This is a genomic window from Lysobacter sp. A421, from assembly GCF_054052145.1.
On record NZ_JBSVRL010000002.1, the window covers coordinates 489,605 to 507,398 of the forward strand.

Annotated in this window: 16 protein-coding genes; 11 read left to right on the top strand and 5 right to left on the bottom strand. The window is 65.7% G+C overall.

Features of this window, described 5'->3' with window-relative positions:
• Positions 1 to 8 precede the first annotated feature (8 nt).
• The 3 genes from ACW7G6_RS07645 to ACW7G6_RS07655 all read left to right on the top strand — a co-directional run bounded on the left by ACW7G6_RS07645 (position 9) and on the right by ACW7G6_RS07655 (position 3,796).
• Positions 9 to 1,193, top strand: coding sequence for an acyl-CoA dehydrogenase family protein (locus ACW7G6_RS07645; RefSeq protein WP_456997942.1), 1,185 nt, complete (start codon positions 9 to 11; stop codon positions 1,191 to 1,193).
• Between the two features lie 15 nt (positions 1,194 to 1,208).
• Positions 1,209 to 2,396 (top strand): CaiB/BaiF CoA transferase family protein, encoded by a 1,188-nt coding sequence (locus tag ACW7G6_RS07650; RefSeq protein ID WP_456997943.1) that lies wholly within the window; start codon positions 1,209 to 1,211, stop codon positions 2,394 to 2,396.
• Between the two features lie 263 nt (positions 2,397 to 2,659).
• Entirely contained in the window at positions 2,660 to 3,796 is a 1,137-nt protein-coding gene (locus ACW7G6_RS07655) for a CaiB/BaiF CoA transferase family protein (RefSeq protein ID WP_456997944.1), read from the top strand.
• Positions 3,797 to 3,887: 91 nt separating this feature from the next.
• On the opposite strand, the gene ACW7G6_RS07660 is transcribed toward ACW7G6_RS07655, so the two are convergent.
• The 4 genes from ACW7G6_RS07660 to ACW7G6_RS07675 all read right to left on the bottom strand — a co-directional run bounded on the left by ACW7G6_RS07660 (position 3,888) and on the right by ACW7G6_RS07675 (position 7,193).
• Positions 3,888 to 5,000, bottom strand: a complete 1,113-nt coding sequence (locus tag ACW7G6_RS07660; protein ID WP_456997945.1) for a nitrilase-related carbon-nitrogen hydrolase — start codon at positions 4,998 to 5,000, stop codon at positions 3,888 to 3,890.
• A gap of 84 nt (positions 5,001 to 5,084) precedes the next feature.
• A complete protein-coding gene (locus tag ACW7G6_RS07665; protein WP_456978106.1) occupies positions 5,085 to 5,597 on the bottom strand; it encodes a hypothetical protein in 513 nt (170 codons plus the stop codon).
• Between the two features lie 52 nt (positions 5,598 to 5,649).
• Positions 5,650 to 6,015 carry a hypothetical protein gene (locus ACW7G6_RS07670; RefSeq protein ID WP_456978107.1) on the bottom strand — a complete coding sequence of 122 codons (366 nt, stop codon included), beginning with the start codon at positions 6,013 to 6,015 and terminating at the stop codon, positions 5,650 to 5,652.
• Positions 6,012 to 7,193 (bottom strand): class I SAM-dependent methyltransferase, encoded by a 1,182-nt coding sequence (locus ACW7G6_RS07675; protein WP_456997946.1) that lies wholly within the window; start codon positions 7,191 to 7,193, stop codon positions 6,012 to 6,014. The genes ACW7G6_RS07670 and ACW7G6_RS07675 overlap by 4 nt, the downstream gene beginning before the upstream one ends.
• 460 nt (positions 7,194 to 7,653) lie before the next feature.
• Here ACW7G6_RS07675 and ACW7G6_RS07680 point away from each other — a divergent pair, with 460 nt between their 5' ends.
• The 3 genes from ACW7G6_RS07680 to ACW7G6_RS07690 all read left to right on the top strand — a co-directional run bounded on the left by ACW7G6_RS07680 (position 7,654) and on the right by ACW7G6_RS07690 (position 12,732).
• Complete coding sequence (locus tag ACW7G6_RS07680; RefSeq protein WP_456997947.1) at positions 7,654 to 10,113, top strand: TonB-dependent receptor; 2,460 nt, start codon at positions 7,654 to 7,656, stop codon at positions 10,111 to 10,113.
• Between the two features lie 85 nt (positions 10,114 to 10,198).
• Positions 10,199 to 11,533: a flavin monoamine oxidase family protein gene (locus ACW7G6_RS07685; protein WP_456997948.1), complete on the top strand. Its 1,335-nt coding sequence runs from the start codon at positions 10,199 to 10,201 to the stop codon at positions 11,531 to 11,533.
• 35 nt (positions 11,534 to 11,568) lie between these two features.
• On the top strand, positions 11,569 to 12,732 hold the full coding sequence (locus ACW7G6_RS07690) for an acyl-CoA dehydrogenase family protein (protein ID WP_456997949.1): 1,164 nt from the start codon (positions 11,569 to 11,571) through the stop codon (positions 12,730 to 12,732).
• Here the strand turns inward: ACW7G6_RS07690 and ACW7G6_RS07695 are convergent.
• Complete coding sequence (locus tag ACW7G6_RS07695) at positions 12,719 to 14,125, bottom strand: amino acid permease (RefSeq protein ID WP_456997950.1); 1,407 nt, start codon at positions 14,123 to 14,125, stop codon at positions 12,719 to 12,721. The two genes, ACW7G6_RS07690 and ACW7G6_RS07695, sit on opposite strands and share 14 nt — an antisense overlap.
• A 195-nt stretch (positions 14,126 to 14,320) precedes the next feature.
• On the opposite strand from ACW7G6_RS07695, the gene ACW7G6_RS07700 reads away from it, so the two are divergent.
• The 5 genes from ACW7G6_RS07700 to ACW7G6_RS07720 are packed head-to-tail and all read left to right on the top strand — an operon-like array spanning position 14,321 to position 17,790.
• A complete protein-coding gene (locus tag ACW7G6_RS07700) occupies positions 14,321 to 15,028 on the top strand; it encodes a pirin family protein (RefSeq protein ID WP_456978114.1) in 708 nt (235 codons plus the stop codon).
• A gap of 11 nt (positions 15,029 to 15,039) precedes the next feature.
• Positions 15,040 to 15,648, top strand: coding sequence for a cytochrome b (locus ACW7G6_RS07705; protein WP_456997951.1), 609 nt, complete (start codon positions 15,040 to 15,042; stop codon positions 15,646 to 15,648).
• 14 nt (positions 15,649 to 15,662) lie between these two features.
• A complete protein-coding gene (locus ACW7G6_RS07710; RefSeq protein ID WP_456978116.1) occupies positions 15,663 to 16,223 on the top strand; it encodes a YceI family protein in 561 nt (186 codons plus the stop codon).
• Positions 16,224 to 16,278: 55 nt separating this feature from the next.
• Positions 16,279 to 17,013, top strand: a complete 735-nt coding sequence (locus ACW7G6_RS07715; protein ID WP_456978117.1) for an alpha/beta hydrolase — start codon at positions 16,279 to 16,281, stop codon at positions 17,011 to 17,013.
• A 51-nt stretch (positions 17,014 to 17,064) separates the two neighbouring features.
• Positions 17,065 to 17,790: a LytR/AlgR family response regulator transcription factor gene (locus ACW7G6_RS07720; protein ID WP_456978118.1), complete on the top strand. Its 726-nt coding sequence runs from the start codon at positions 17,065 to 17,067 to the stop codon at positions 17,788 to 17,790.
• The last annotated feature ends 4 nt before the right edge of the window (positions 17,791 to 17,794 follow it).

A 17,794-nucleotide genomic window follows, 5' to 3' on the forward strand; every position in this document is an offset into this window, starting at 1 on the left:
CCCATGCCATGAATGCAGAAGCCAATACCGTCGCCGATGTGCCCGAGTGGAGCGCCGAGGATGAGCGCACCCTGCTCGACACCATCGATACCTGGGTGGAGAAGTCCGTCGCCCCGATCGCGATGGAATACGACCAGGAAGACAAGTACCCGCATGCGCTCGTGGAAGAGATGAAGGATCTCGGCCTGTTCGGCGCGACCATCTCCCAGGAGTATGGCGGCCTCGGCCTGCCGGCGGGCATCTACGCCAAGATCGTCACCCGAATCGCCTCGGTGTGGATGGCGCCGACCGGCATCTTCAACTCGCACCTGATCATGGCCTCGGCGATCGAGCGTTGCGGCACAGAGGCGCAGAAGCGCCACTACCTGCCGCTGATGGCGACCGGTGAGCTGCGCGGCGGCCTCGGTCTGACCGAGCCCAACGCCGGTACCGATCTGCAGGCGATCCGCACCGTCGCCAAGCGTGACGGCGACCATTACGTCGTCAACGGCGCGAAGACCTGGATCACCAACTCGCTGCACGGCGACATGATCCTGCTGCTGGTCAAGACCGACCCGGACGCGCAGCCGCGCCATCGCGGCATGAGCATGCTGATCGCCGAGAAGGGCGATGGCTTCATCGTCGCCAACAAGATGAAGAAGTCCGGCTACCGCGCCATCGACACCTGCGAGCTGGTGTTCGAGGACTACAAGGTGCCGGTCGATCGCCTGCTCGGTGGCGAGGAAGGTCACGGCTTCAAGCAGACCGTCGGCGGGCTGGAGCTGGGCCGCATCAATATTGCCGCGCGCGGTGCCGGCATCGCCGAGGGCGCACTGCGCCTGTCGGTGCGTTACGCCCAGGAACGGAAGACCTTTGGCAAGCCAATCTGCGAGCACCAGGCGATCCAGCTCAAGCTGGGCGAGATGGCCACGCGCGTGGAAGCCTCCAAGCTGTTGATCCAAAGCGCCGCGCGTGCCTACGACAGCGGCCAGCGCTGCGACATGGAAGCCGGCATGGCGAAGCTGTTCGCCACCGAGACCGGCGCGTACTGCGCGCAGGAAGGCATGCGCATCTTCGGCGGCTACAGCTACTCCACCGAGTACGAGATCGAGCGCTTCCACCGCGATGCGATGTTGATGTGCATCGGCGAGGGCACCAACGAGATGCAGAAGATCATCATTTCCAAACAGCTTGTCGCACGCAACGCCATCTAGTCCGGAGTCAGCAGCATGAGTGAGCTTCCCCTGAAGGGCGTTCGCATCCTCGCCGTGGAGCAGTACGGCGCCGGACCGTATGGTTCGATGCACCTGGCCGATCTGGGCGCGGAAGTGATCAAGATCGAGTCGCCGCCGGGTGGCGACGTGTCGCGGGCGACCGGGCCTTACTTCCTCGGCGACGGTGACAGCCAGTTTTTCCAGACCTTCAACCTCAACAAGCGTTCGTTGCGGCTGGACCTGAAAAGCGCTGAAGGCCGCGAAGTGTTCGGGAAGCTGGTCGGCACCGCCGACGCCGTGCTCAACAACCTGCGTGGCGACCAGCCGGCCAAGCTCGGCCTGGACTACGCCACCCTGGGCAAGCTCAACCCGAAGATCGTCTGTGCCCACCTGTCGGCTTACGGGCGTGACAACGAGCGCGCGGCGTGGCCGGGTTACGACTACCTGATGCAGGCCGAGGCCGGCTTCATGGCGCTGACCGGCGAGCCCGGCCAGCCGCCGTCGCGGTTCGGTTTATCGATGGTCGACTTCATGACCGGCACCACGATGGCGATGGGTCTGCTGGCCGCGCTGGTCGGCGCGATGCGCACCGGCGAAGGTCGGGATGTCGATGTCAGCCTGTTCGATGTCGCCCTGCACCAGCTCAGCTACCCGGCCACCTGGTACCTCAACGAGGGCCACGAGACGACCCGGCTGGAGCGCAGCGCGCACCCGTCCACCGTGCCGTGTCAGGTGTACCGGACTGCCGACGGCTGGGTGATGGTGATGTGCATGCTGGAGAAGTTCTGGCAGACCTTCATCGCCGGCATCGAGCGTCCGCAACTGGGCATCGATCCGCGTTTTGCCGGTTTCCCGGCGCGGCGCGAGCACCGCGAGGCGCTGACGTCGCTGGTGGACGAGGCGTTGATGCAGCACGACACCGCGTACTGGGTCAGGCGTTTTGCCGGCCAGATTCCGATCGCGCCGGTGCTCGACGTCGCCAAGGCGCTCGACAATCCCTACGTCGAACGCATCGGCATGCTGCAGTCCGTCGATCACCCGCAGGGCGCGCAACGCATGCTCCGCAGTCCGATCAAGTTGAACGGCCAGAGGCTGGAAGGCGCCGCCTGCCCGCCACTGAGCGCCGACGCGTCCGAGCTGCTGACCGAGTTGGGCTACAGCGCCGGCCAGCGTGCGCGGCTGGCAGCGCAAGGCGTGGTTTGATGGGCCCGCAAGGGAAGGTCTGAATAACTGCCGTCGTCCCCGCGAAAGCGGGGGTGAGGTCGGACGTTTGCGAGCCACTGGCTCGCGTCCGATCGAACGCCCAAGCGCTATGCGCGCGGGCCGGGGATCGTAAGATCCAGCGACTTCAAGTAATTGAAAGCAACCACGCTGGGTTCCCGCTTTCGCGGGAATGACGGGGAAAAATCCAAGTTTCCCAGAGCCCCCCGAGCCGCGTGATCTACCGTTTCCACCGGAGTCGCAAGATGAAACTCGAAGGCGTGCGCGTGCTCGACCTGTCGCTGTTCCTGCCCGGCCCGCATCTGACCATGATGATGGCGGACCATGGCGCGGACGTGATCAAGGTCGAGCCGCCCAGTGGCGAACCGGTGCGCGAAGTGGGGCTGAAACAGGCCGGCGCATCGACCTGGTTCCGCAACACCCATCGCGGCAAGCGCTGCATCGTGCTCGACCTCAAGAGCGAGGCCGGCCAACAGGCATTTGCGAAGCTGGTCGAACGCGCCGACGTCGTGGTCGAGGCGTTCCGCCCCGGCGTCGCCAAGCGGCTGGGGATCGATTACCAGCGCTGCCACGCGCTCAATCCGCGCATCGTCTATTGCTCGATCAGCGCTTATGGCCAGACCGGGCCCAAGGTACAGCGCCCGGCGCACGACCTGGCGATGCAGGCCGACAGCGGCGTGGTCAGCCTCAACCTCGGCCAGGACGGCCAGCCCGCCTCGCCACACATGCCGGTGGCCGACATGGCCGGCTCGTTGATGGCGCTGAGCGGCATTCTGATGGCCCTGTACCGCCGCGAGAAAACCGGTGAGGGCGACCACATCGACCTGTCGATGCAGGACGCGCTGATGGCGTGGCTGCCGAACGTGCTCGGTCCTCCGTTCGCCGAGGATCGCGACCCGGTGGTCAAGGACGAACGCAGCTGGGGCGGCAACGCGATGTACCGGCTGTACCGCTGCAGCGACGACCGCTGGCTGGCGCTGGGCGGCGCGGAGCACAAGTTTGCCGACAACCTGCTGGGTGCGCTCGGTCGGCCCGATCTCGCCCCGCTGTGCCGCCTGCCACCCGGACCGGGCCAGGACCCGGTCAAGGCGTTCCTTGGCGAAATTTTCGCCACCCGCACGCTGGCGCAGTGGAGCGAATTCCTGGAGCCGCTGGACGTTTGCTGGGCCCCGGCGAAAACCCTCACCGAAGCCTTCAACGACCCGCACACCCAGGCGCGCGAAATGATCTGGACCGCACCCGACGGCGGCAAGCACCTGGGCATCCCGATCCGCTTTGCCAACGAGCCGGGCCGGATCGATCCGCGTCTGGACGAGCTGGGCGGATCGACTGCCGAGGTGTTGGCCGAGCTGGGGCTCCACGCTCGCTGGAGCAGCCGATGAAGTCGTCACGGCGTTGAACGCCTTGCGGTCTTCCGGCGGTGCGAAACCGTGGCCTACGTCGGGGAACCCCACGTAGGCCACCGGGATCCCGTTATTCCGCCTTCCAGCGACTTACCTTGTCCAGGAGGACTTTCATTGCCGGGCCGTCGTCAGGCAGTTGATCAACCGGCACGTCCAGATGGTTCAGCGGGTATGCCTGCTGGTACTGCTCCAATACCGGCCGCGTCACATCCATCGGATAGTGAGGAATCCTGCGGCCTTTGCGCAGCGCGGCGATATCAATCTCAGCTTCAATGATTGCTTCATCATTGCTCGGATCTTCCGCCAGTACTTCGCCAGCCGGGCTCACGATGACAGAGCCACCACCGTGTTTTGCCCATTCGCTGTCTGCCGGGAAAGTGATGTTCGACATGGCGGAATAGAAGTTGTTGAAATTCGCGGTGGCCATGACATCCAGCTTGGAGAACAGCGTGGATGTCCGAAACATGATCTCGACCCCACGCATGGCAAAAGCCGAGTACACCATCGTGTCCCGCTGTACCGTGCTCACGGCAATGTTGCCGTATTCGGTCCGCAGCACCGGAAACAGTGCTTCTTCACCGTACATCGCGACATACCTGTCGTAGACGTTCTCAATGGTGGTGGTGGGGATCTCTATGTCCGGCATGAAGTTCTTGACGTTGCGTGTTTTCCAGAACTTTTCCGCCACCTCGCCGTCGCGGCCAATCACCGTATTCAAGCTCAGGATATGACCCGGCCACGCATCGTCCCGGGCGTAACTGCCGAAGATGATGTAGGTGTCGCATTCCTTGGCGAGCTTGCCCAATGCGGCGGTTTCCGGGCCCGGGATCTTGATGGTGAATTTTAGTTTCTCTTCCCGTATCCCATCTGAATAACCGGTCAACGGAAATTCATTGAACAGGATGAAATCCGGTTTCTTGCCCACGGTACAAGCCCGCTGCGTCAGAGCCGTCATCTGCTCCAGGTTGTTTGCAAGGCCTTCACTTACAGTGGGGAAGTCCTGCAGGTTGCGCGTCAGGTTCTGCACAACCTTGATCACAACCTTGTCTTTTTCCAATGGCACTTGATCGTAGCTGCCATCTTTTTCGACCAGCGTTGCGGCATGCGTACCCGCGGTGGAAAAGAGAAGGGCCAGCGTCAGGAGTTTCAACGGCGCAGGGGCCAGGGATTTCAACTTGATCATTCCAGGTGTCATGTTTGATCTCTACTCAGGGGCACCACGCCATCGTCGTGGTGCCAGGGACAGGGTGGTGCCGCTACGTATCGGTCAGGCGTCCACGGCCTCGCCGGCGAAAGAGTGGCCGGTAATCTTGCGCCAGTCCCGGGTGACGAATTCCTCGTCGATCAGGGTGCGCTGGAACAGCTTTCCATCGCGGAACCAGTGCCAAACGCGGTTGCGGTAGCGGCCGCAGTCGGAGAGCTGGATCATCTCGTACAGCCACACGCCCGGATCGCTCACGCGCTCCCAATACAGCATCAGGCTGCGGTGGTGGTCGTCCTCGGGCAGTTCCGCGCACCAGCCGTAGATCAGCTCGTTGTCAAAGATGATGCGGCCGAACTGGTAGCGGGTCGGGAAATCGCGGACCTCGGTCTTGCCGTCGGCCCAGCTGTACTGGTTGGTCTGGTGGTAGGGGATCTTTTCATCGCCGGTGAAACGGCAGATCAGGCGCGAGCGGTGCTCGTCGTACTTGTTGCCTTCGGCGTCGTAGTAGCGGTAAACACCGTCCCAGACGCCTTCGTGGCGTGCGAGGGAGGGCATGTGACGTTGCATGTCGGGCATGGGGTGCTTTCCTTTGAGCGTGGTGTATTGAAGGCGCCAGTCGGTGCCGCCTCTAGCGGAGCTCGTCCATTACTTCTTCCATCGGCACGTCCATAGCACCGCTTTCCAGCGCCTCGGTCTCCTGCTGCACGATCCGCAGTACCCGGGCGATATATTCCTGCATCCATGTGCCGCGCTCATCCTCGGCCTTCGCGTCGGGGACGAAGGCGTCGATCTCCGCGCGGGTCAGCAGGCCCTTGGCTTCTATCAGCCGCTCCAGCGCGTCCAGCCGCTGATGGGTCACCGCGTGCTCCATCGCGATCACCATCGCGATCGACAGCACACGCTCCACGTCGGGATCCTTGAAGAAGTACGGCCGTTTGCCCCTGGCGCGGGAGCCGGCCAGGGCGATCGGGTCGATGGCGTCGATGTCGCTCATTTCCACGCTCCGAACATCGTCCACAACGCGGCGCGCCCGTAGTCCTCGCCGTCGCTGGCGGCTTCCGGAAAGATGCTGTGGTCGACCACGCCGCGCACGCTGGTCTCGAGATAACGGCTGTCATCGAAGCCGGCGGCAGCCATCATCGCGCGCAGGTCGTATTCGTGCATGACGCCCCAGAACGGCTCGTTGTTGTTGTAGGTGTCCCAGTCGCGGACGAACTGCTCGTAGGGATCCATGCCGTGGTACTGCGGCTGCTCGAGGTTGGCGGTGAGGCCGCCGTCGGCAAGCAGGCGGTGGATCTCGCGCAGCTTGCGCGGCATCGCCTTGGCCGAGCTCTCGTGGAAGAACATGGCGGTGCTGATCAGGTCGAAGTGGCCGTCCGGGTAGTCCAGCGATTCGGCGTCGGCCTGGCGGAATACGAGGTTGTCCACGCCCATCGAGCGTGCGCGGGCGTGGGCGTAACGCAGCATCGGCGCGGCCACGTCGACGGCGATCACCTCGGCCTCGGGAAACGCCTGCGCCAACGGCACGACGTTGTGGCCGACGGTGCATCCCAGGTCGAGGATCCGACGCGGCTTGAAGTCCGGGTGTTCTTCCTTCAGCCATTGCGCCAATGCCTGGCCGCCGCCGTCGTTGTATCGCCCGAGCATGCCGCCGGTGGTGGCGAAGATGCCGGCGTCGTAGTTCGCGCCGGCCGAGATGTCGTCGGCGACCACCTCGGTGTGATAACCGCCGGGCATGCAGTGGATGTCCACCGCGCTGGCGTAGCGGGGCACTTTGACGGTCGGGTCCAGTTGCAGGTTGGCCGAGCCCTGGTTGAGTTCGCGTGCCTTCTCGACCAGCGGGCGGAGTTGGCGCAACACCAGGCCACGGCCGGCCTGCTGACGCATCTCCATGGTGTTGCGGCGCAGCGCGCTCCAGGTCTGGTAGGTGCTGTCGCTCGACATCGCCTTGCGCACTTCATGCCGGGTGGCGGGTGGGCGGTCGTGGCTTTTCTCGAAAGCTGGCTTGACCCGTTTGTCGTAGGCGACCCGCACTTTCGGGCTCAGCCGGGTGGCGAGATAGCCGTTCATGTTGGCCAGGAAGTCAAAGCGGGCGGTGTCGTCGTGGCCGGCCTGCGGGAATACCGCGTGGCGGCCGACGTGGTGCCAGCTCGGGGGCGGTTGTTGGCTCATCAGTGCTGCTCTCCACGATCACGTGAGGGTTCAACGGTAGCCGATCAATCGGCATCAGAACCGCCGGAAAACTCCGGGGCCAGGACGACTATTCCGATTCGCAAAGCTCCACCGGATATGGGATACGATGCAAATGACTGGACAATCATGAACTAATGATATAGCTATATGTCATCCAGCTGTGAGGGTCAAGCAATGCATGGCGGGAACGAGATGTTCGACACCCCGGGAAACAATCAGCAGGTGATCCGATGCTTCGAAAATGTGTTCGCTGCTGGCCAGCCCAGATTGGGGTGCGCGGGCTTGACCTGGGAAGTGCCGAAGGTGGCGCCCGGCAACTGCACCAAACGAAGGACGGCGGCCCGGATTCCCGGGTCGGCGAGTAAAGCAAGCCTCCCCCAACGCAGGCACGCCACTACTTTCGCCGTACGACACGGCCCCGACACCACAAGGTATTCCGATGATTAGACCCACCACGCATCTGCTCAGCTCCTGCATCGCCTCGGTGTTGCTGATGATGGCCACTTCCTACGCGTCGGCGCAGGATGTCGCCGTCCCCGCGGCAGAGGAGCAGGATGCTCCGATGACCCTGGAGTCGGTGACCGTCACCGCCCGGGGGATCGCCGAACCGTTGCAGAAAATGCCGCTGCCAATCACCGCGATCTCCAGCGACACCATCGAGAAGAAAGGCCTGGACGACGTCACCGACATCGCCGCACTGACCCCCAGCTTTTCCTTCCGCTCCGGCTACGGGCGCGGGTTCGACCGCCCGGTGATCCGTGGCATGTCGAACATCCAGGGTGAGCCCAACGCGTCGTTCTTCATCGACGGTGTCTACGTCGAGGGCGATATCTCCAGCTACGGGCTGGAGAACATCCAGCGTGTGGAGGTGATCCGCGGGCCGCAGTCCGCCGCCTTCGGGCGCCGGACCTTCTCCGGCGCGGTCAACTTCATCACCGCCCGGCCCGGCACCGTGCGCGGCGGAAAGGTCACCCTGGGCGCCGGAAACCACGGCCAGGAGAAGATGGGCCTGTTCTATTCGGGCGGCAACGACGACGGCTCTTTCGGCTATGACATCAGCGTCAACAAGCGCGGCAACGACGGTATCTATTTCAACGAGGTGTCCGGCGACAAGGACCTGGGCGGCACCGAATCGCTGAGCGTGATGGGTGCCATCGCCTGGTCGCCAACCGACAAGCTGGACATCACCGCGCGCGTCAGCAAGCAGGAGACGCGTGACCAGCATTTCGCGATCGCCCGCATCGGCAGCGAGAACCTCAACTGCTTCCTTCCCGAGTTCAGCGGCGACCTGATGTTCGGGGTCTACCCGGTCCTGGAAAGCCGCCGCCGCGGCTACTACTGCGGCGACATGCCGGCGCCGGACAGCTACGGGATCAACACGCCGGAGCTGCAGGCCGCCGGGTACTTCGCCGGCCGCAAGGGCGACCTGCTGCGCACCAGCCTGGTCGCCGATTACCACTTCGACAACGGGTGGAAATTCACCTCCACCAGCGCCTACAACGAGTCCGATATCTACGAAGGCTTCGACCAGGACTACAGCGCGGACCGTGGCTACGGCGGTGCATTCGAGAGCTTCACCAACACCCGCAACTCCGACTGGTCCCAGGACTTCCGCCTCAGCAGCGACGAGAGCCTGCCGGTGTCGGGCCTGTTCGGCGTGTACTACTACGCCCAGCAGGGCCGGCCGGGCTGGTTGGGCGACCTGACCGGATTCACCATCGGAGGCCCGGTGTCGGTATCCCCGGTCTCTACCAACCCCAGCGACGAGACGATCAACAAGGCCGTCTACGGCATGCTCAACTGGCGCATCGACGAGCGCTGGACCGCGTCGCTGGAAGGCCGCTATGCGTCGGACGAGATCAGCCAGGGCGGCGTGGACACCCGCGTGCTCACCGGCTATCCGCCGCCGAGCTACACCCCGGTCGACATCGTGTACTCCCGGCCCTATGCATTGAGCGAGACCTTCGAGAGCTTCACCCCACGCGCCACGCTGGGCTACCAGGCAGCAGACAACGTCAACGTCTACGGTCTGGTGTCCAAGGGCACCAAACCAGGCGGGTTCAACGTCGACGTGCAGCGCGCCGACCTGGCCGAAGCGGGTCGCGACACCCTGATCGCCCGCGGGCTGGAAACCTTCGACGAGGAAGAGGCCTGGAACTACGAGCTGGGGCTGAAAAGCGACTGGCTCGACAATACCCTGCGCCTGAACGCGAACGTCTACTGGATTGACTGGACCAACCAGCAGTTGACCGAAACCCAGGTGGTGCCGCGCCTCAATGACAGCATGCTCGCCACCAGCTTCACCACCAACATCGGGGAATCCCGCATCCGCGGGCTGGAGCTGGAAGGCCAGTGGGCGTTCGCCCCCGGTTGGCTGGCCTCGTTCAACTACTCCTATACCGACGCCGAGATCATCAACTTCATCAGCCAGAACCAGGCCGACCTGTTCAGTGACAGCCCGGCCCCAACCCTGGACGATCCTGCCGCCAACGCCGCCGGCAACCAGTTGCCGCGCGTGCCCAAGCACAAGGCAACGCTCGGCTTCCTGTACGAAGGTGCGCTGGCCAATGGCTGGGGCTGGACCGCCAACATCGACAGTACCTACGAGGGCCGCCGCTACGTGCAGGTGGACAACCTGGCCAGCATCGCGCCGTCGGTGCGCACCAACATGCGCTTTGCCCTGGACCTGAGCGAGAAGCTGCAGGTCGCCGCCTACGTGACCAACGCCTTCAACGACCGCGCGCCGGAAGACGTCCAGCGGACTATCGACCAGGAGGTGATCTGGTACACACCGAACGTGGCGCCATTGACGGGAACCGGTTTCAACCACGCGGTCGACTTCGGTATCACCCCGTCGCTGCCACGCATGTATGGCGTGGAAGTGAGCTATCGGTTCTGACCGGATGATCAGGCGGGACTTCATAAAGGGCCTGGCCGGGGCCGCCGCGCTCGGCCTGTCCGGGTGCGGTGGCGCTGGAGTGAGGTTGGCGCGTCGCACCGACGTGATCGTGGTCGGCGCCGGCCTTGCCGGGCTGGCGGCCGCGCACGCGCTGGAACGCGGCGGTGCCACCGTCACCGTGCTGGAGGCCGGCGACCGCATCGGTGGCCGGCTGCACACGGTGACGCGCAATGGGCTGAGGTTTGAAGTCGGTGGCGTCGAGGTCGGGACCGGTTATGGGCGCGTGCGTGCACATGCGCGGCGGGTCGGGGTCGAAATCGTGCCGCCGTCGATGGGTCCGCCCGGTGCGGGCGGGGTCGCGCTGGCGTTCGGTGACGACGTGCTGGACGTGTCCGGATGGGCCGACAGCCGCTTCAATACGCTTCGGGGGCGTGAGCGGGAGCTTGCGCCGCCGGCATTGCTGGGCGCGGCGATGGGCGGCGCGGCATTGCCCGCTGTCGACGCATGGCGTGACCCGGCCCGGCTGTCCCTGGACGTGCCCTTGTCGGCATACCTCGCCGCCCAGGGCTGGTCCGCCCAGGCGATTGAATGGATGGAAGTGGGCGACAGTTACAGCTCGCTGGCCACCATCAGCGCGCTGGATGCGTTGCGTCGTGACGCGCTGCGCCGGCATGGCCAGCGCGGCACCGGTTGGATAGCGGGCGGCAGCCAGGCGCTGCCCGAAGCGATGGCGGCGGCGCTGGGCAGGGAGGTGAGGCTCCGCACCCGGGTGGTGGCAATCGATTCCGCGCGTGGCGCAGTGGAGGTGACCGCGTCCGATGGGCGACGCTTCCAGGCCGGAGGGGTCGTGCTGGCACTGCCCAGCGGGACGCTCGGCGGGATCCGTATCAACCCCGCGCCGCCCGAAGCGCAATCGGCAGTCTGGGCCGCGCGCCGCAGCAACGCGGTCACCACCATCCATTTGCAACCTACGCGCGCGTTCTGGGACGACGACGGATTTCCGCTGACGATGTGGGGCGACGGCCCGTTGCAGCGGATGTTCGCGGTTCCTGGTCCCGGCGGTGCCGGCGCGGGCGGCATCGAACGCCTGATCGTCTGGCTCAACGGCGGCGCCGCCGAACAGGCCGACCTGCTCGACCCGCAGGCGCGGATGGCTTGGGCCATTGCCGGCATAGAGCGGTTGCGACCGGCCAGTGCCGGTGCGCTCGAACCGCTGGCGAGCCGCAGCTGGGGTAATGATCCGCTGGCGATGGGCGCGTTTGCCGAGATCGCGCCGGGGCGGTTTGCCGACACGATGCGCTGGCATGCACAGCCGATTGGCCGCATCCATTTCGCCGGCGAGCAGACCGTGCTCGACCAGCCCGGCATGGAAGCTGCAATCACCTCGGGCGAGCGTGCCGCAGCGGCCCTGCTTGCCTGAAATTCCTTCCGATCTTCCAAGAGACCAGACCAACCATGGCATTGCATCCCTACGACCTGTACGACGTCCGCTCGCTGTTGACCGATGAGGAGCGTGCCGTGCAGGACACGGTGGCGCGGTTCACCGATGAGCGGGTGCTGCCGATCATCGGCGATGCGTTCGATGAAGGCCGTTTCCCGAAAGAGCTGCTGCCGGAGATCGCCGAACTCGGCCTGCTGGGCGCGACGTTGCCGGAACAATACGGCGGCGGTGGCCTGAACGCGGTCAGTTACGGCCTGATCTGCCAGGAGCTGGAGCGCGGCGACAGCGGCATCCGCAGTTTCGTGTCGGTGCAGAGCTCGCTGTGCATGTACCCGATCTACGCTTACGGCAGCGAGGAGCAGCGCCTGCGCTGGCTGCCCGACATGGCCGCCGGCAAGGTCATCGGCTGCTTCGGCCTGACCGAGCCGCACGGCGGCTCCGACCCGGCCAGCATGAAGACCCACGCCAGAAAAGACGGCGGCGACTGGGTGCTCAACGGCGCCAAGATGTGGATCACCAACGGCAACCTGGCCGACATCGCAATCGTCTGGGCGCAGACCGACGACGGCATCCAGGGCTTCGTGGTCGAGAAGGGCATGGCCGGTTTTGCCGCCCAGGAGATCAAGCACAAGATGAGCCTGCGCGCGTCGGTGACCAGCTCGCTGTTCTTCGACAACGTGCGTGTGCCCGAGGCCAATCGATTGCCGAACGTGAAAGGCCTGCGCGGTCCGCTGGGCTGCCTGACCCAGGCCCGTTACGGGATCACCTGGGGTCCGATCGGCGCGGCGATCGCGTGCCTGGACGAGGCGCTGAACTACTCCAGGGAACGCATCCTGTTCGACCGCCCGGTGGCGGCGACGCAATCGGCCCAGCTGAAGCTGGCTGACATGGCGCGCCGGATCACCATGGCGCAATTGATGGTGGTGCAGCTGGGTCGGTTGAAGGATGCCGGCAGCATGGCGCCGGCGCAGGTGAGCCTGGCCAAATGGAACAACTGCCGGATGGCGATCGACATCGCCCGCGAGTGCCGTGACCTGCTGGGTGCGGCGGGGATCACCACCGAGCACGCGGCAATCCGGCACGCGCTGAACCTGGAATCGGTGATCACCTACGAGGGCACCGAGACCATCCACCAGCTGGTGATCGGCCGCGAGCTGACCGGTATCAACGCGTTCTGATTCTTCGCGCCCGCCGCGCGACCTTGCAGGCCGCGGCGATGGCCAGCGTCAGCACGATCGTGGATAGCAGTTGCAGCCGCGAGTCGGGCGACAGCAGCGTCAGCGCGAAGATCAATGCAAGGATCGCCAGACCCAGCCAGGTCACGTACGGGAAGCCGCGCATGCGGAACGGCAACGGTGCGCCGGCCCGGTCCGCGCGACGGCGCAGGATCAGCTGCGAGACCAGGGTGATCGTCCACACCATCAGGCAGGTCGAACCGACCAGGTTGAGCAGCGCAGGCAGCACCCGCTCGGGAAACCACAGCTCCAGCAGGGTGGCGAAGAACCCGAATGTGACGCTCGCCAGCACCGCGATCAGCGGCACCATGCGCCGGTTCACCCGGGCCAGGCCGCGAGGCGCCTCGCCGCGCTCGGCCAGCGAGAAGATCATCCGCGAGGCGCCATAGAGGTTGGCGTTGAGCGCCGACAGCAGCGCGATCACCGCGACCAGGGTGATCGCGGTGGCGGCGCCCGGGATCGCGGCGACCTGCAGCACCGCCGCGAACGGCGACTTCAATGCGTCGCTGGTCCACGGCACCACCGCGATGATCACCGCGATTGAGCCGATGTAGAACACCAGGATGCGCCATGCGACGGTGCGGATTGCGCGGGCGAGGCTGCGTCCTGGCTGCTCGGATTCCGCCGCCGCGATGGCGACGATCTCGGTGCCGCCGAACGCGAACACCACGACCAGCAAGGCCGCGCCAATCCCGGCCAGACCCTTGGGCGCGAAGCCGCCGTGAGCGGTGAAGTTGGATAGCCCCGGCGAGGGTGCCGCTGGCAGGAGTCCGAGCAGCAGTGCCGCGCCGATGGCGATGAAGGCGAGGATCGCGATCACCTTGATGATCGCGAACCAGAACTCGAACTCGCCGAAGTTGCGCACGCCCAGCAGGTTGATCGCGGTGAATATCGCCATGAACAACAGCGACAGCCACGGCACCGGCAACGACGGCCAGACCGTGGCCAGCAGTCCGGCGGCGCCGACCGATTCGGCCGCGACCACGACCACGATCTGCAGCCACCACAACCAGCCGACGGTGGCTCCCGCGGTCGGCCCCATCGCGTCGGCGGCATAGACCGAGAACGCGCCGCTGGACGGACGCGCGGCGGCCATCTCGCCCAGCGCGTGCATCACGATGATCACCAGCGCGCCGGCGATCAGATAGGAGACCAGCACCGCCGGCCCTGCTGCCTGCACACCCACGCCCGACCCGAGGAACAGGCCCGCGCCGATCGCGGTGCCCAGGCCCATCATGATCAGCTGGCGGGGCTTCAAGGCATGTTGAAGCCGCGGCTCGCCGGCGGTGGGAGCGTCGGCGGAGGTGTTGGCGGATAGCTGCGGAGGAAGAGACATTCGGTGGGCGGGCTGCGATTGGCGAGCCCGCAACGATACCCGTCAGTGCAACTCGCGGGGCGGCGGTCGTTCTGGAATTGTGCCAAATATAGAACGTACAGATATGAAACTTGTAATTTATCCTGATCTTGATATCAATCAAGCTGTTTCCATCCGGCGACGCATCGTCGCCCCTTGAACACGGAGACCGCCGACATGATCACCTTGCGCCCCGCTTCGGAACGCGGCCACGCCAACCACGGCTGGCTTGACTCCCACCACAGCTTCTCGTTCGCCGGTTACCACGACCCGAACCACATGCACTGGGGCCCGCTGCGGGTCATCAACGAAGACCGGGTGCAGGGTGGCAAGGGCTTCGGCACCCATCCGCACCAGGACATGGAGATCATCAGTTACGTCCTTGATGGCACGCTGGCCCACCGTGACTCCATGGGCACCGGCGCCACCATCGTGCCGGGCGAGGTGCAGCGGATGAGCGCCGGCACCGGCGTCACCCACTCCGAGTACAACCACGAGCAGGGCAAGACCACGCACTTCCTGCAGATCTGGATCATCCCCTCCGTGCGCGGCATTCAGCCCGGCTATGAGCAGAAGACGTTCCCGGAGGCCGAGAAGCGCGGCCGCCTGCGGCTGTTGGCCAGCCCGGACAGCGCCGACGGTTCGGTGCTGATCCACCAGGACGCGCGGATGTATTCGGGTCTGTTCGATGCCGGCGAAGCGGCCGTACTGGAGCTGGCACCGGGCCGCCTGGGCTACGTGCACATGGCCCGCGGCAGTGCGGTGGTGAATGGCCACGACGTCTCCGCCGGTGATGCGTTGCTGTACGCCGACGAGTCGCAGGTGCTGATCGAGCGCGGCGAGGGTGCCGAGATCCTCGTCTTCGACCTGCCGCCGTTGCAATGAGGCCGGCCGGGATGAGCCTCAAGGACAGTACCGGCAAGCGCCGTCCCCACCGCTGGTCGCCGGTGAGCCAACTGCTGCACTGGACCACGCTGGTGCTGATCGTCTGGCTGGCGTGGCGGGGGCTGTCGATGGTCGACATGCCCAACACGCCGGCGAAGATCAACGCCTATGCGCTGCACAAATCGCTGGGACTCACCCTGCTGGCGCTGATGGTAGTGCGACTGGCATGGCGCCTGTTGGCCCGTGCGCCCAGGCCGGTGACTGGCACGCCGGCCTGGCAGGAGCGGATCGCATCGCTGACCCATGTCGGGCTCTACGTGCTGCTGTTCGCGATGCCGCTGAGCGGATGGCTGTTCAACTCCGCCTCCGGTTACCCGTTGCAGTGGTTCAAGCAATTCAATCTGCCCCCGATCGCCGGACGCGATACCGGGTTGGCCGAGTTGGCCGGCAACGTGCACCAGTGGGGATTCTGGCTGCTGGTGCTGCTGGTGGCCCTGCACGCCGGCGCGGCCCTGTACCACCACTTCGTGCAACGCGATGACACGTTGTTGCGCATGTTGCCGCGCACCCCGGGCGGCAAGCAGACCCTTCCTGCTTCTACCTCTGTTTTGAACAACTGACCTGGACCACTGACATGACCTTCAAGCATTCCCTGTTGCTCCTTTCCCTCGCCACTGCCGGCCTCGCTGCCGGTTCCGCCAACGCCGCGGACTATGTCCAGTCTTCGGGTGCGCTGACCTTCGCCAGCGAGTACCAGGGCGAGATCTTCACCGGCCAGTTCCCCGGCTTCCGTACCACCCTCAGCTTCGACCCGGCCGCGCCACAGGACGCACGGCTCGACGTGCTGATTCCACTGGCCGGGGCGGACACCCAGAACCCCGAGCGCAACGACACGTTGCGGAGCACGGATTTTTTCAACGTCGCGAAGTTTGCGCAGGCGCGCTACACCGCCGAGGGTTTCCGTAGCCTGGGTGGCAACGAGTACGCCGCCGATGGCACGCTCAGCCTGCGCGGCGTGGGCAAACCGGTCACGCTCACGTTCACCTGGGCGCCGGGCGAGGCGCCGGTGCTGTCGGGCAGCGCGAAGGTCGAGCGCCTGGCGTTCGGGGTCGGCGGCGGTGACTGGGCTGACACCGGCATCATCCCGGACGAGGTCGCCATTTCCACCCGCGTCCGGTTCTCCCACGCGCCCTGAGCCTCCTTCTTCACTGCCGCTGGCCCCGCCAGTACACAACGGCGACAATGCCGGGATGAACGACACAGCGACAAACAACCCCCCGGCAAACGGCACCGCGACGCTGCTCGAGACCGTCGAGCTTGAAACCGCCCCCGACCCGAGCTGGGCCGTCATCTGGCTGCATGGCCTGGGCGCGGACGGCAACGACTTCGCGCCGATCGTTCCCGAGCTGGTCCGCAAGGACTGGCCGGGGCTGCGCTTCGTGTTTCCGCACGCGCCGGTGCGCGCGGTCACGATCAACAACGGCATGTCGATGCGGGCCTGGTACGACATCGTCAGCCTCGACGCCGACAAGATGACCGACCGCGCCGACGAGACCGGGGTCACCCAGTCGGTGGCGCAGGTCGAGGCCTTGATCGCCCGCGAGCTCGAGCGTGGCATCGCGCCCGACCGGGTCGTGCTGGCCGGGTTCTCGCAGGGCGGCGCGGTCGCGCTGGCCGCGGGGCTGCGGCGCAGCGAGCCGCTGGCCGGGCTGGTCGCGTTGTCGACCTACCTGCCGTTGTCGACTGCGGCGCTGGCCGGCCTGGAACAGTCGGTGCCCGCCGCAGCGCCCACCCAACCGCTGTTCATGGCCCACGGCCAGTTCGACCCGGTGGTGCCGTTCGCGGCAGGCCAAGCCAGTGCCGCACGGCTGCGCGCGCTGGGGTTCAAGGTCGATTGGCACGCCTACCCGATGGCCCATCAGGTTTGCGCCGAGCAGATCCGCGACCTTGGCGACTGGCTGGCGGCGCGCTTTGCCGCCAGCTAGAACGGCGACGCGGCGAAGCTCACACGACCATACGGATACAGGGACAGGCCGATGAAAGTAGTCATCGTCGACGACGAACCACTGGCGCGCGATCGCTTGCGCGGACTGCTGAAGGACATGGACGGCATCGAGGTGGTCGCCGTAGCCTGTGACGGCGCCGAGGCCCTGCACGCCTGCGCCGGGCATTCCCCCGATCTGGTGTTGCTGGATATCGCCATGCCCGGCATCGACGGACTGGAAGTGGCGCGTCACCTGGCGGCCTTCGAGCCGCGTCCGGCGGTCGTGTTCTGTACCGCCTACGACATCCACGCGCTGTCGGCATTCGAGGCCGAGGCGATCGACTACCTGGTCAAGCCGGTCCGCGCCGAGCGCCTGGCCGCCGCGCTGGAGAGGGTGCGTACCTTTGCCGCCGGACGCGAGCGTAGCGGTGATCATCCCGGTGGCCCGCGCAGTCATCTTTGTGCGCGCCTGCGCGGCAGCCTGCGGTTGATCCCGGTCGAGGACGTGCGTTACCTGTACGCCGACGAGAAGTACGTCGTGGTCCACCACGCGCGTGGCGAAGACCTGATCGAGGCGTCGTTGAAGTCGCTGGAGGATGAGTTCGGTGAGCGCTTCCTGCGCATCCATCGCAATTGCCTGGTTTCCCGTCACCTGGTCACCGAGTTGCGCCGCAGCCCGGACGGACAGGTAACGGTACTGCTCGGGAAGGTGGCCGAGCCGCTGGAAGTCAGTCGGCGCTGCGCGAGCGCGGTGCGCGAAGTGCTGAAGCAGCTTTAACGGC